Source organism: Streptomyces sp. NPDC002076 (assembly GCF_053593835.1).
The window spans coordinates 446,396-459,746 of sequence record NZ_JBSFDI010000003.1; the positions used below are offsets into that span (position 1 = coordinate 446,396).

Here is a 13,351-nt window from a genome sequence, read left to right on the forward strand (position 1 = left end):
CCTACTGGGTCACTTCTTTACACGAACAGTCTTTGTGGACCGGGTCTCCAGAGTCATCTCGTCCGCCTCTGCGACCTTCGTCTTCAACCGCACAGTACCTGTCGCGGCATCGACCACGTCCACCACCTTCGCAAGCAGTTTCGCAGTATCCGCGTTCCCGGAGGCATTGGCGAGCTGAACCGCACGCCCCAGTTTGGCCGTTGCACCATCGAAATCACCCGCCTTGCGAAGATCGAGCCCTTGCTTGATGGCTTGTGCCAGTTCGGCCTGCCCGGTGTAGTGGGCGACTTGGGGGTTGATCGAGGTGGAGGCCGCCATGTCGTCGGTCCACACGGCCCGTACGAGCCCCTGCGCGCCCAGGTTCTGTGCCGATCCTCCCCCACTCTCGGCTACGCTCGAGCGGGAGGTGCCCCCAGCCTGCGGCACGACCAGCGAGACCCGCGCGGCGAGCATCTCCTGGCCGAGGCCGGCCGCCGGGACCGATACGCACAGGTGGTAGTCGCGGGACTCGTCGCCCCAGGACCCGGTCGGGTAGTCCCCGGCGCGCGGCCCGGCCTCGGTGCGGCGGGCGGTCAAGTCCTCGACGGTGGGCGCGACTTGCTTGACGAACCGGATGGTCGTGCCGACCGGCGTCCACACTCTGAGCGAGACGTCGGCGACCTCCTTGCCCATCGCCGCCTCCATCATCCGCGTGAAGTCGGCGGCGAGACCGGCCGGGTCGGCGACGATGTCGGCGGAGCCGAGCAGCGCCGAGGCGATCCCTGTGACTTCTTTCACTTCCCAGTCGGTGCCCACGCCCCGCGCGTCACAGGTGAACCGTCCGGCGCAGGCCTGAAGTGAGGCCCTCAGGTCCTCGGGCGACTCGTGCTCGTTACGGCCGTCGGTGAGCAGGATGCCGTGCCGGATGGTGACGTCCGCCGAGTTCAGCAGCCGGTCGGCCAGCCGCAGCCAGGTGCCGATGGCCGTACCGCCGCCCGCGCTGAGCTTGCGCAGCGCCTGCTTGGCCTGCTCACGGGTGCCGGCGTCGGCGACGGCGAGCCGTCCGCCGCCCGGATAGACCTCCTTGGCCACATGTGTGCCGCCGATCACCGCGAAGTGCGTGCCGTCGCGCAAGGTGTCGATGGCGGCGGCCGTGGCGTCCCGGGCGTTGCGCATCTTGGTCGGCGGGTAGTCCATCGAACCGGAGCAGTCGACCATCAGCGCCACGGCGGCCGAGGGGCCCTGGCCCCGCGGGTACAGCGGTGCCGCGGCGCTGCCGACCGTGCCGCCACCGGTGGCCGTCACGGTGACGATGGCGTTGACCTCGCGCCCGCCCTCCGGCAGGTACTCGTTCTGATAGACGTCCATCGAGAACTGCGGCACATGCGACTTCGCGAAATTGGCCATGCGTACTCAAATCCCCCTTGACCGCCCTGCCGATGCAGGGCGATGGCTGTGAACGGGCCGGTCCCCTCCGGCTCGCGGCTCCAGACCTCGGGCCCTCAGGCCGATCCTGCCCCCTGCGGCGGCGCCGGGAACGGCACGACGGCCACTGTTACGTTGTCGTGGCCCCCGCCGTCCAGGGCGTGGCCGACCAGGACCCGGGCGCTGTGCAGCGGACGCTCGGCCGCGTCCGGCGGTACGACCTCGGACATCTCCTCGGCCGTCTCGGCGTAGTTCCACAGGCCGTCGGTGCACACCACCACGACTCCGGGCCGGTCCGGCTTGAAGGACGCGGTGTGCGGCTCCAGTTCATAGGCGTCCGCGCCGAGCCAGCCGGTGATCGCGTGGGCGCGCTCGTCGGCGTACGCCTCGGCCTCGCTCATCAGGCCGGCGGCGACCATCTGCGCGGCCCAGGAGTCGTCCTCGGTGAGCCGGGCCGCCGGCGCGCTGCGGTCGTCCGGCACCCAGTAGACGCGGCTGTCGCCGACCCAGCCGACGACCAGCAGTCCGGAGGCGACCACCGCGCCGACGATCGTGCAGGCCGGGGAGTTCTGGTGCGGGGCGTGCTCGCGGGCCGTGGCGGGTTCCTCGGCGAGCGCGTTCACGGCCTGTGCGGCGGCGACGATCGCCTCGTGCATGGCGGTCTGCGGGTGCGTGCCGCGCGGCAGGGCGGCCAGCAGCGTGTCGCCGGCGGCCTGGGACGCGGCGGACGACGCGTCGTCCGGGCGGGTCGCGGAGGACACGCCGTCGCAGACGATCGCGAGGGCGGCGGGGGTGCCGTCGGGCAGCGCGGTGTGGCCGACGGCGAAGGCGTCCTCATTGCGGTGGTGGCGCAGACCCCGGTCGCTGACGGCGGCCACCGGGCCGGACTCCCGCTCCACGTGGTCGCGTTCGCGGGGCTGGGCGTGCCCGCAGTTCTCGCAGTAGCCGTCGCTGTCCACCCGGCCGGCCCTACAGGCCACGCACAGCTGCGCGGGCTCCTCCGGCACGGCTGTGGTCCCGGGGTTCTCGGCCACCCGCGGGTCGGGTGCCTGCAGCGGGTACTCCTCGGGCTCCGCGGGCCGGTCGAAGCGCACCCCGGAACCGGCCGGCTGCGGTGCGTCCGGTGCGCTGGTCCGGTGGCCGTGCGGGTCCGTGCCGGACTCGTGCTCGGGCAGGGGTGCGCCGCCGGAGTCGGTGCCGGGCAGGTCGGCCGGCAGGTGCGGCGCCTGCGGGGCGCCGGAGGCGTCCGGCTCGGGGGCGGGCCAGTCCACGCCGTCCCCCGGGGTGCCGGTCATGGTGAGCGTCGGATGGTCCTGCAAAGGCGCGGGTACGACGGAGAGGTCGTACCCGCACGCTCCGCAGAAGAGGTCACCCGGCTCGACGGGCTCCGCGCAGCTCGGGCACTTCGACAGTGCGGCCTGCTGGGGCATCTGCGACATCAACTACACCCACGTCCGAGGGCGGTAACGGTTGGCCCGTTCCACCAGTTCGATCCTCTCCTCGCCGCCGGTCGCCAGCCGGGCCAGCGTGCGGTAGGCGCGCTCCAGGCCGAAGCGGAGGCCCCGCTCGTCCAGACCGCTGCCCAGCAGCACCCGTCCGCCGGTGGCGGGCGGGGAGCCCTGGCCACCGGAGAGTATCCAGTCCAGCGCCGAGCCGAGGACTTCCGCCGACAACTGCTCGCGCCGCGCCGGGTCCAGACCGTACGCGTCCAGCGCCTCGACCTGCCCGGCGGCGGCCGTCAGGTCGTCCAGGAACGGTACGTCACCGGCGGTCGCGGTGCGCTGTCTGAGCCGCGCCCGGACGGCGGCGACCCGGGCGGCCGTGTAGTGGATGGAGGACTCCGGCACCGACTCCAGGGTGCGCACGGCACCGTGCCGGTTCCCGGCCGCGAGCTGCACCCGGGCCAGCCCGAAGGCGGCGCTCACGTAACTCGGGTCGGTCGCCCACACCAGGTGGTAGTACTCGGCCGCGTTGTCCAGCTGGCCCAGTACCTCCGCGCACAGACCGAGCGCCAGCTTGGGCGCGGCCTCGCCGGGGAAGGCGTCGTAGATCGCGTCGAAGGAGAGCGCGGCGCCCTCGAAGTCGCCGGTGACCAGGGCGGCCACGCCCCGGTACCACACCACCCGCCAGTCGTCGGGCCGCTCCTCCTCCAGCTTGGCCAGGCTCATCAGCGCCGCCTGGTGGTCGCCGCTCTCCAGCCGGGCGCGGATCTGCCGGAGCCGGGTCTCCACGGTCTGCGCGGGCGCCGCGTCCAGTGCGCTGATCAGTTCGGCCGGTGCGGAGGTCATCAGACCCGCCAGGAAACCCGCGTTGGGGTCGCCCGGGTCGACCAGCGGGACCGGCAGGGCGAGGGCGGTGGCCGGGGTGTCGACGGGCTTGACGAGCGCGGGCGGGAGCGCGGCCGGGTCGGGGTGCGCGGCCTTGGCGAGGGGCCGCGCCCCCAGCCGGGACACATCACCGTCCAGCCGGGGGAACAACTCCCGGTCGGTGACCCTCACTTCGGGGCCGAACAGCGTCGACAGCGCGGGCCGCGCCTGCCCGGTCTGCAACGAGACCACCTCGCGCAGCACCCCGGTCAGCTGCTCGGCCATCTCCTGCGCGGAGGCGAACCGGCGGGCCGGGTCGGGGTCGGTGGCGCGCACGAGCAGCCGGTAGAAGGACTCGTAGCGGCGGAAGACGTCGATGGTGTCCGGATCGGGCAGCGAGTCCGCGTAGACGTTCGTGTAGCCCTGGAAGTCGAAGGTCAGGACGGCGAGCGTACGGCCCACCGTGTACAGGTCGCTCGCCACCGACGGGCCGACCTCGGCGACCTCGGGCGCCTGGTAGCCGACCGTGCCGTAGATCGCCGACTCGTCGTCGTCCATGCGGCGCACGGCGCCCATGTCGATCAGCTTGAGCTGGTCCTCGGTCTGGATGGCGTTGTCGACCTTGAAATCGCAGTAGAGGAGGTTACGGCTGTGCAGGTGGCCGAGTGCCTCCAGCGCCTCGATGCCGTACGCGCAGGCCTGCTCCACCGGCAGCGGGTCGCGCCGGCCGTCCGGCGTGCGGCGGGCGTTGGCGATCTCCTTCAGGGACTTGCCGCCGACGTACTCCATGACGATGTAGCCGTCGAGGGAGCCGGTCCGCTGGTCCAGGTGCTCCACGAAGTTGTAGATCCGCACGATGTTGGCGTGCTCGATCTCCGCGAGGAAGCGCCGCTCGGAGATCGCGGCGGCCATCGCGTCCTGGTCCCCGGTGTCCAGCAGACCCTTGAGGACCACCCACCGGTCGGAGACGGCCCGGTCCACGGCGAGGTAGATCCAGCCGAGCCCGCCGTGCGCGAGGCAGCCCACGACCTCGTACTGGCCGTGCACGATGTCCCCGGCCTTCAGCTTCGGCACGAAGGAGTACGGGTGCCCGCACTTGGTGCAGAAACCCTCCGTACGGCCAGGGCGGTCGCCCCGCGCGCGCCCCACCGGCGCCCCGCAGTCCGAGCGCGAGCAGAACCGCTTGCGCTCCGGCACCTCGGGGTTCTCCAGCACCATCGCGCGCGGGTCGGGCCGCGGCACCTGCGGTACGTGCACCAGGCCGGCGCCGAGCCGCCCGCGGGTGGAGGTGCCGGAGGAGGAGCCGGAGCTGCGCACCGACACCGAACGGCCGCTGGAGCGGCCCGACAGGGACCGCGACAGCCGCCCCGACACCGAGCGGCGCGACTTCGACGACTGCGAGGACGTGCGCGAGCTGCTGCGTGAACTCCCGCTGTCCGCCGCGCCCTTGGTGATCCCGGTCGCCGGCGAGCCGACCATCCCGGTCGCCGACACCACCGGCGCGAGTCCGCAGGTGTCGCAGTACAGCTCGCCGCCGCCGACGTCCTCGTACGACCCCTCGCAGCCCGGCCGCTGACAGGTCTGCCCCGGCTGGCTCATGACTGGTCCCCCTTACGGTCCTCCGGCGCGCCCGCGCCGCCGAGCAGCTCGGCCGCCAGCTGCTGGTAGCGCAGCACGGCCTGTTCGGCCACCCGCAGGTCGCAGGGCGCGCTCCACAGCATCCGGCGGGCCGCGTCGTACCGCTCGACCAGGAACGGGTCCTCCGCGAGCCCGTGCCGGGCCACCTTCGCCTTGTACGCGTCGAGCCGGCCGCGCAGCTCGGCGCGGACCGCGAGCGGCGCGGTGACCGCGGTCAGCGACTCGCGGGCGCGCAGCAGTTCGTCCTCGGCCTTCTGCTCCAGGGACTCCAGGAGCGGGGAGAGCCGGTGCCACTGCGCCTGCCTGCGGTACTCGGCCGCCGTCGCCAGCTGCTCCTGGAGCACGGTGGGCGGGCCGCTGACCACCGGCACCTCGGTCGCCGCGATCTTCGCCAGCACCTCGCCGCGCGCGGTGCGGGCCTCGGCGAGGGTGCGGTCGGCGCGCGAGAGCACGTCCCGCAGCCGGATCAGCCGCGCCTCCGCGTCCTGCCGGACCGTCAGCACGGCGTCGATCTCCCGGCGCACGTCCTCCAGGGCGCGCGCCTCACGGTCGTACACCGTGGTGTCCGGACGGCCGCCACCGGGCGCCGAACTGCCCTCCGCCGGCACCCAGAAGGCCAGCGGATCCGAAACGACGTCTTCCCTGAGCCTGGTCAGCGTGCGCGTGATCCGCTCCAGGTCGTCGCCGGAAGGGTGTTCGCCGGGACGCACGCCGACGGAGTACGCGAGCTTGCGGGTGCGCTGCAGTTCCGCGGCGAGTAAATCGATCCGCGCGGGCAGCGCCGACCACACCGCGTCGCAGGCCACGACCAGGTCCAGGCTCGTCGCGTACAGCTCGTTCATCCGGTCCACCAGGCCGGACAGCGAGAAGGACTCGCTCAGCGTGCCGTTCCCGGCCACGGTGACGGACTCGCCGCGCAGCAGATCGGTCAGCTCCACCAGGTCATCGCGGCTGGACCAGCGGCGCCGGGAGCGGATCTCACGGGCGGAGCGCAGTGCTGCCGCGTAGGCGTCGAAGTACCCCCACAGCAGGGTGATCCGCGCCTCCGTGGCCTGCCAGCGTTCCTTGGTGACGCCGGTCAGTTCGGCGCCTTCGAGGAGTCTGCGGCCCGCGTGGTCCTGCAGCGCCAGCAGCGAGGTCTCGATCGCCTCGTGCTCCTGGCCGAGCCGCGCCAGCGCACGGTCCACCTCGTCCCGGTCCATCACCGGCCCGGCGGGGTCCGTGACGCCCATCGATCACCTCTCGCTGCTTTCAAGGATTCCGGTCGGATGTGGCTCAGCTCGTGCGCAGATACTGCGGTGCGGGCGGCTTGGACGCGCTGGAGTCCTTCCCCAGTGTCGCCGACAGCCACTTGTCGTACGACGCCTGCCAGCCGCCGGTGCGGTAGTCCACCAGAATGCGATTGACCCGGCGTACCAGATCGGAGGCGTCCTTCTTCATCGCCACGCCGTAGTACTCGGTGGTGAACGCCCCGCCCTTCAGTTCGACGGTCGGGTCCTGCGCGGCCTGGCTGGCGGCGAGCGCGCCGTCCGTCACCACCGCGTCCACCTCGCCGAGTTGCAGCCTGACCAGGCAGTCGAGCTGGTTCGGGACGGTGGTGGAGATGTCCGTGGAGGAGGGCAGGGCGCCGCCCTTCCTGTCGGCGTCCAGCTTGGTGTACGCCGTCGAACCGGCCGCCGTGCAGATCCTCTTGTGCGCCAGGGTGCTGTTGTAGCCCGTGATCGACGACGACTTGGGGGCGAGGACCTGCTGCCCGGTCTTGAAGTAGGGCGCGGAGAACGCCACCTGGGACAGCCGGTCGCAGGTGATGGTCATGGTCCGCACGACCATGTCCACCCGCCCGTCCTGTATCGCGGAGATCCGCTGGCTGGTCGGGATCGCCTTGAACTGCACCGCGTCCGGGTCGCCGAGGATGTCCTGCGCGATCCGGTGCACCAGGTCGATGTCGAAGCCCTCCAGCTCCGCGCCTTGGGTGTTGGGGTTGCGGTAGCCCCAGTGGTAGCTGTTCTGGTCCACGCCGACGATCAGCTTGCGCTTGGCGCCCGTACGGGCCTTGATCGCGTCGATCGTCGGGCCGTCCGCGCCGGACGGCGACAGGGTCTGGTTCTGCGCCCCGTCGGGCTTGCAGTCCTCGGCGCGGGCCTGCACCCCGCTCGCGACGGCCTGACCGGTCCGCACCGGGCGGTCCGGCGGAGGCTGCTGGGTGCACGGCAGCAGCAGGACGAACGCCAGCGCCAGCGCGCACAGCACCGCCATCGCGCCGACTCCGCCCCAGCCCCGCAGGGAGGCCCGTACACGCGCCGCGTACATCGTCATGCCCCCTGTCACCGGTACTCCGAAAGCCTGCGGCCGATGCCGAACAGGGCGCCGGCCGCGCCGAGCACCGCGAGCACAGCCGCGCCCACCGGCAGCCCGGCCATGGCGTCCCGGCCGTCGCCGGCGGCCTGCTGGAACTCGGTCTGCTCGTGGTCGATGGCGCGGGCGAGATTGGCGTCGACGCTGTCGAAGCACTCGCCGGTGGCGCCCTTGGCGCCGATCACCTTGTCCAGCGCCTGCTGGTAGTTGCCGTCCTCGTCCTCGGTGCGGGCCGCGGTGTGGCGCTGCTTCCACACCGCCATGTTGGCTTCCGCCGCCTTCACCGGTGCGCTGCCGCCCTGGTCGTCGGCGAGCTTCGCCGCCCGGGTCAGGCCCGTGCCGAGGGTGGTCATGTCCTTGTCGAAGTCGTAGTAGTACGCGTCGTACGTCTGCCCGTCGACCGTGATGGTCTCGGCGCCGCGCGCCACCAGACTCAGGTTCTCGTTCCCGCGCGCCTTCAGGGAGGCGATCCGGGCGTCGTGCAGCACGGTCAGCGAGCGGATGCCGTGGTCGTAGGAGCCGTTCAGCTCCGAGCGGGCCACCGCGTGCCCCACGACCAGCCACAGCAGCGCGACCGTGGTGGCGGCGGAGGCGGCGACCAGGCCGTGGTTGAGGACGCGGTTGGTGCGCCGGTAGGTGCGGTGCTGGGCCCAGCCGAGCGCGGCCAGCGCGAGCACACCGAGGCCGATGGCGATCCACGGATACGGGGTGGCGTCGCCGTAGTCGGCGTCCAGCCGCTGGTTCTCCTTGGTGTAGAGATCCTCCGCGGCCGGGAGCATCTCCTTCTGCATCTTCTCGTTGGCGTACCGCAGATACGCGCCGCCGACCGGGTAGCCCTGCCGGTTGTACGTCCGCGCCCGCTCGATGAGCCCCTTGTACTCGGGCAGCAGCTTGTTCAGCCGGGCGATGGTCGCCTCCGAGGCGGAGCCCGGCTCGGCGTTCGCGGCGGCCGTCACCAGCCCCGAGGCGGCGGTCTGGATGTCCTTCTCGTACCGGTCGCGGGAAGCGGCCGTCTCCTGACCGCCGGCCAGGAACCCGCTGGAGGCGGCCGTGTTGGCGTCCGCCAGCGACCGGTAGATGTCCGCCGCACCGGAACTGAGCGGCTGGCTCCTGTGCAGCACGTCGTCGGCGGCGGCCGCGCGCTCACCGGCCTGCCAGGCGGTGACCGCGCCGAACGCCACGACCAGCAGCGCCAGTACGGCCCCGATGATCCGCAGCCGCCCCGGCTCGGTGGTCGTCGCGTCCCGCAGCCGGTCGACGCCCTCGGCGAACGCGGTCCGCCGGGCCGACGGCGCGGGGGAGGTGGCGGCCGGGCGGACGGGCTGTGCGGGGATACCGGGGGCGGCGGGCATGCCGGGGCCCGCCACCGGTGGCGCTGCCGTGCTCTTCGGCGGGTGTGTCACTCGACCTCCCCCATGGTCATCCGTTCGCCGCCAAGTATCGCCGCCCGGACCGACATCCGCACCGGCCTTCACTGGATCTTGATCGGATCGCAGCGTGCGCTGCTCATGAATACGCCGGGAGCATCTGTTCGGTTCCCCCCGGGGAAGGTACCGGAGCGGTGGGCGGCGGCTACCCCTCCCAGTGCCCCCGCGCCCGCTCCTGAGCCTCCGCGCCCGCCCCCAGCCGGTCCAGGCCCAGCAGGGCCGCCCCCAGCACCGGGCTCGCCGTGACCACGCGGACGTCGGCCTTGGGGGCGCGGGCGGCGAGCAGGTCGCGGATGCCGTCGTCGAGCAGCGCGTGGCCGGCGGTGAGGACGCTGCCGCCCAGCAGGACCGGCGTCTCCTCGTCGAGCAGGTCCAGGCGGATCAGCGCCACCGTGGCCATCACCGACACCTCCGCCGCGAGCCGGGCGACGATCGAGCGGGCCACGGCATCGCCGTCGGCGGCCGTCGCGAAGAGCACCGGGGTCAGCTCGTGCCGGCGGTCGTGGCCGACGTGCTCCAGGTGCAGCGCCTCGATCAGCGCGTACATCGTCGGCAGCCCGAAGTGGCCGGGCAGGGTGCGGGCCAGGGCCGTCGGCTCGCCCCGGCCGTCCTCCGCGCGGGCCGCGAACCACAGCGCCTCCTCCGCCAGGCCCCAGCCCCCGCCCCAGTCGCCGGAGATCCGGCCGATGGCCGGGAAGCGCGCGGTACGGCCGTCGGGGCGCATGCCGACGCAGTTGATGCCCGCCCCGCACACCACGGCCACCCCGCGCGGCTCGGCGACGCCCGCGCGCAGGATCGCGAAGGTGTCGTTGTGAACCTCCACCGACGCGCCCCAGCCGCGCGCCTGGAGCGCCGTCGCCAACTGCTCCTCCTCGACGGGGAGATCGGCGTTGGCGAGGCATGCCGAGACATGCGAGACGGACGTGACGCCGGCGTCCGCGAACGCCCGCCCCACCGGTTCGGCCAGCGCGTCCACCGCCGCCCTCACCCCCACCGCGGGCGGGCGGAAACCGCCGCCGCGGGCCGTGGCCAGAACCTCCCCGGCGGCGGTGACCACGGCCACGTCGGTCTTGCTGTTGCCCGCGTCGATGGCAAGCGCGGTCGAGGTCAGGCCCACGCGAGATGCTCCCGGTTGTGTGCGATCAGCTGGTCGGTGAGGGCGTCGGCGTACGCGTGCTGGCCGATCAGCGGATGGGCCAGCAAGGCGCGGAAGACCCGGTCCCGGCCGCCGCGCAGCGCCGCCTCCAGGGCCAGGTCCTCGTACGCCGTCACGTTCGCGATCAGCCCGGCGAACAGGGGGTCCAGCTCCGGCACCGGCAGCGGGGACGGTCCGGCCGGGCCGACCGCGGCCTGGACCTCGATCACCGCGTCGTCGGGCAGGACGGGCAGCGTGCCCTTGTTGAGGGCGTTCACCACCTGGTAGGGGCTGCCACCCCCGCCCAGCAGCGCCGCAGCCAGGTCGACGGCCGCCTCCGAGTAGTAGGCGCCGCCGCGCCTGGCGAGCAGCGCCGGCTTCTCGTCCAGGGCCGGGTCGCCGTACATCCTCAGCAACTCGCGCTCCATGGCGGCGACTTCCGCCGCCCGGGACGGCTTGGTGCGCAGTTCGCGCACGACCTCGTCGTGGGCGTAGTAGTAGCGCAGGTAGTAGGAGGGGACCACGCCCAGGCGGTCCAGGAGGGGGCGCGGGAGGTGCAGGTCGTCGGCGATCGCCTCGCCGTGCTCGGCCAGCAGCTTGGGCAGGACGTTCTCGCCCTCCGGGCCGCCGAGGCGCACCCCCGTCTCCCAGGTGAGGTGGTTGAGGCCCACGTGCGCCAGATGCACGTCGGCCGGCGCCACGCCGAGCAGGTTCGCGAACTTCCGCTGGAAACCGATCGCCACGTTGCACAGCCCGACCGCGCGGTACCCGGCCTGGAGCAGGGCGCGGGTGACGATGCCGACCGGGTTGGTGAAGTCGATGATCCACGCGCGCGGGTTGGCACGGCGGACCCGTTCGGCGATGCCGAGGACGACCGGGACCGTGCGCAGCGCCTTGGCCAGGCCACCCGCGCCGGTGGTCTCCTGGCCGACGCAGCCGCACTCCAGCGGCCAGGTCTCGTCCTGCTCGCGGGCCGCCTGGCCGCCGACGCGCAGCTGGAGCAGCACGGCGTCGGCACCGTCGACGCCCGCGTCCAGGTCGGCGGTGGTGACGATCCGGCCGGGGTGGCCCTGCCGGGCGAAGATCCGGCGGGCCAGCCCGCCCACCAGTTCCAGGCGTTCGGCGGCCGGGTCCACGAGGACGAGTTCCTCGATGGGCAGGGTGTCCCTCAGGCGTGCGAAGCCGTCGATGAGTTCGGGGGTGTAGGTCGAGCCTCCGCCGACCACGGTGAGTTTCATGTGGTGGTTAACCCTTCACTCCGGTGAGCGTGACGCCCTCGACGAACGCCTTCTGGGCGAAGAAGAACACGAGGATCACGGGGGCCATGACGAGCACGGTCGCGGCCATCGTGAGGTTCCAGTCGGTGTGGTGGGCGCCCTTGAAGGACTCCAGGCCGTAGGAGAGGGTCCAGGCGCCGGGGTTCTCGGACGCGTAGATCTGCGGGCCGAAGTAGTCGTTCCAGGCGTAGAAGAACTGGAAGAGAGCGACGGCGGCGATGCCCGGCCTGGCCATGGGCAGGACGACCTTCAGCAGGGTCCCGAGGTCGCCGCAGCCGTCCACCCGCGCCGCGTCCAGGTACTCGTTCGGGATCGTCATCAGGAACTGGCGCAGCAGGAAGATGGAGAACGCGTCGCCGAACGCCATCGGGATGATCAGCGGCCACAGCGTGCCGGACAGGTCCAGCTGCTTCGCCCAGAACAGGTACATCGGGATGATGACCACCTGCGGCGGCAGCATCATCATCGAGATCACCAGCATCAGGGACAGATTGCGGCCCCGGAAGCGGAACTTGGCGAGCGCGTACGCCACCGGGATGGACGACGCCACGGTCAGCACGGTGCCGAGACCGGCGTAGATCAGCGTGTTCTTCCACCAGGTCAGGAAGCCGGGCGTGTCGAAGACCTTCTTGTAGTTGCCCCACTCCCAGGTGTGCGGGATCAGGTCGCGGCTGAGCGCCTGGGTGTCGCTCATCAGCGAGGTCAGGAACACGAAGACGAACGGCAGGGTGAAGAACAGCGCGGCGGCGACGCCGAGGGAGTGGATCGCGATCCACTCGAACAGTGCCCTGCGCCGGGCGGTGCGCTCGGCGGCCGTGGAGGACGTCCTCAACTCCACCGGCTTGTCCAGTACTTGGGTCATGGTCAGTCACCTGCCTGGATGAGACCGCCCCGGCGCCGCATCAGGAACCCGGTGAACACCATCGACAGGGCGAACAGCACCAGGGCCACCACACAGGCCGAGCCGTAGTCGAAGCGCTGGAAGCCGAGGTTGTAGACGAGCTGGGGGAGGGTGAGCGTGGACTTGTCCGGGTAGCCGGGCTCGAACTGGGTGCCCGCGCCCTGGATCACCCCGGAGGCGACCTTCCCGGCGATCAGCGGCTGGGTGTAGTACTGCATGGTCTGGATCACGCCGGTGACGACCGCGAACATCACGATCGGGGAGATGTTCGGCAGGGTGACGTATCTGAACCGCTGCCAGGCCGAGGCGCCGTCCAGCTCGGCCGCCTCGTACTGCTCGGCCGGCACGTCCAGCAGCGCGGCCATGAAGATGACCATCAGGTCTCCGATGCCCCACAGCGCCAGCAGGGTCAGGGCCGGCTTGGACCAGGCGGGGTCGTTGAACCAGCCCGGCGCCGGGAGGCCCACCTTCTCCAGGATCGAGTTGACCGGGCCCGTACCGGGGTTGAGGAGGAAGGCGAAGGCCATGGTCGCGGCGACCGGCGGGGCCAGGTACGGCAGATAGAAGAGGGTGCGGAAGACCCCCGTGCCCGTCTTTATCTTCGTGATGAGCAGGCCGATGCCGAGCCCGAAGACGACCCGCAACGACACCATCACCAGCACCAGCCACAGCGTGTTGCGCAGGGCCGGCCAGAAGAGCGGGTAGTGCTCGAAGACGTAACGCCAGTTCTTCCCGCCGCTCCACGTCGGCGGCCGGAAACCGTCGTAGTGCATGAAGGAGAAATAGACCGTCGAGATCAGCGGGTACGCGAAGAACACCGCGAAGCCGATCAGCCAGGGCGACATGAAGGCGAGGGTTCGAAGCGCCGACCGGCGGCGCTTCGACGCCAGAGTGACCGTACTCATCGG

Annotated in this window: 10 protein-coding genes; all 10 read right to left on the reverse strand. The window is 72.0% G+C overall.

What is annotated here, in order from left to right; translation table 11 throughout:
* Positions 1-9: 9 nt before the first annotated feature.
* Complete coding sequence (locus ACWCQS_RS09205) at positions 10-1,386, reverse strand: vWA domain-containing protein (RefSeq protein WP_451003847.1); 1,377 nt, start codon at positions 1,384-1,386, stop codon at positions 10-12.
* A 95-nt stretch (positions 1,387-1,481) separates the two neighbouring features.
* Positions 1,482-2,843, reverse strand: coding sequence for a PP2C family serine/threonine-protein phosphatase (locus ACWCQS_RS09210; RefSeq protein ID WP_451003848.1), 1,362 nt, complete (start codon positions 2,841-2,843; stop codon positions 1,482-1,484).
* 3 nt (positions 2,844-2,846) lie between these two features.
* Positions 2,847-5,309: a tetratricopeptide repeat protein gene (locus ACWCQS_RS09215; RefSeq protein ID WP_451003849.1), complete on the reverse strand. Its 2,463-nt coding sequence runs from the start codon at positions 5,307-5,309 to the stop codon at positions 2,847-2,849.
* Positions 5,306-6,580 (reverse strand): hypothetical protein, encoded by a 1,275-nt coding sequence (locus ACWCQS_RS09220; RefSeq protein ID WP_451003850.1) that lies wholly within the window; start codon positions 6,578-6,580, stop codon positions 5,306-5,308. Before ACWCQS_RS09220 ends, ACWCQS_RS09215 begins: the two co-directional genes overlap by 4 nt.
* A gap of 43 nt (positions 6,581-6,623) precedes the next feature.
* On the reverse strand, positions 6,624-7,658 hold the full coding sequence (locus tag ACWCQS_RS09225) for a glutamate ABC transporter substrate-binding protein (RefSeq protein WP_451003928.1): 1,035 nt from the start codon (positions 7,656-7,658) through the stop codon (positions 6,624-6,626).
* A 14-nt stretch (positions 7,659-7,672) separates the two neighbouring features.
* Positions 7,673-9,055, reverse strand: coding sequence for a hypothetical protein (locus ACWCQS_RS09230; protein ID WP_451003929.1), 1,383 nt, complete (start codon positions 9,053-9,055; stop codon positions 7,673-7,675).
* A 220-nt stretch (positions 9,056-9,275) separates the two neighbouring features.
* Positions 9,276-10,247, reverse strand: coding sequence for an N-acetylglucosamine kinase (locus tag ACWCQS_RS09235; protein ID WP_451003851.1), 972 nt, complete (start codon positions 10,245-10,247; stop codon positions 9,276-9,278).
* On the reverse strand, positions 10,238-11,503 hold the full coding sequence (locus ACWCQS_RS09240) for a 6-phospho-beta-glucosidase (protein ID WP_451003852.1): 1,266 nt from the start codon (positions 11,501-11,503) through the stop codon (positions 10,238-10,240). The genes ACWCQS_RS09235 and ACWCQS_RS09240 overlap by 10 nt, the downstream gene beginning before the upstream one ends.
* 7 nt (positions 11,504-11,510) lie before the next feature.
* Complete coding sequence (locus ACWCQS_RS09245; RefSeq protein WP_451003853.1) at positions 11,511-12,404, reverse strand: carbohydrate ABC transporter permease; 894 nt, start codon at positions 12,402-12,404, stop codon at positions 11,511-11,513.
* Between the two features lie 2 nt (positions 12,405-12,406).
* Positions 12,407-13,348 (reverse strand): carbohydrate ABC transporter permease, encoded by a 942-nt coding sequence (locus ACWCQS_RS09250; RefSeq protein WP_451003854.1) that lies wholly within the window; start codon positions 13,346-13,348, stop codon positions 12,407-12,409.
* Positions 13,349-13,351 lie beyond the last annotated feature (3 nt).

Bases quoted from the DNA above. Each gene is read 5' to 3' on its own strand.
- ACWCQS_RS09205 (WP_451003847.1), bottom strand. From the start codon at position 1,386: ATGGCCAATTTCGCGAAGTCGCATGTGCCGCAGTTCTCGATGGACGTC.
- ACWCQS_RS09210 (WP_451003848.1), bottom strand. From the start codon at position 2,843: ATGTCGCAGATGCCCCAGCAGGCCGCACTGTCGAAGTGCCCGAGCTGC.
- ACWCQS_RS09215 (WP_451003849.1), bottom strand. From the start codon at position 5,309: ATGAGCCAGCCGGGGCAGACCTGTCAGCGGCCGGGCTGCGAGGGGTCG.
- ACWCQS_RS09220 (WP_451003850.1), bottom strand. From the start codon at position 6,580: ATGGGCGTCACGGACCCCGCCGGGCCGGTGATGGACCGGGACGAGGTG.
- ACWCQS_RS09225 (WP_451003928.1), bottom strand. From the start codon at position 7,658: ATGTACGCGGCGCGTGTACGGGCCTCCCTGCGGGGCTGGGGCGGAGTC.
- ACWCQS_RS09230 (WP_451003929.1), bottom strand. From the start codon at position 9,055: ATGCCCGCCGCCCCCGGTATCCCCGCACAGCCCGTCCGCCCGGCCGCC.
- ACWCQS_RS09240 (WP_451003852.1), bottom strand. From the start codon at position 11,503: ATGAAACTCACCGTGGTCGGCGGAGGCTCGACCTACACCCCCGAACTC.
- ACWCQS_RS09245 (WP_451003853.1), bottom strand. From the start codon at position 12,404: ATGACCCAAGTACTGGACAAGCCGGTGGAGTTGAGGACGTCCTCCACG.
- ACWCQS_RS09250 (WP_451003854.1), bottom strand. From the start codon at position 13,348: ATGAGTACGGTCACTCTGGCGTCGAAGCGCCGCCGGTCGGCGCTTCGA.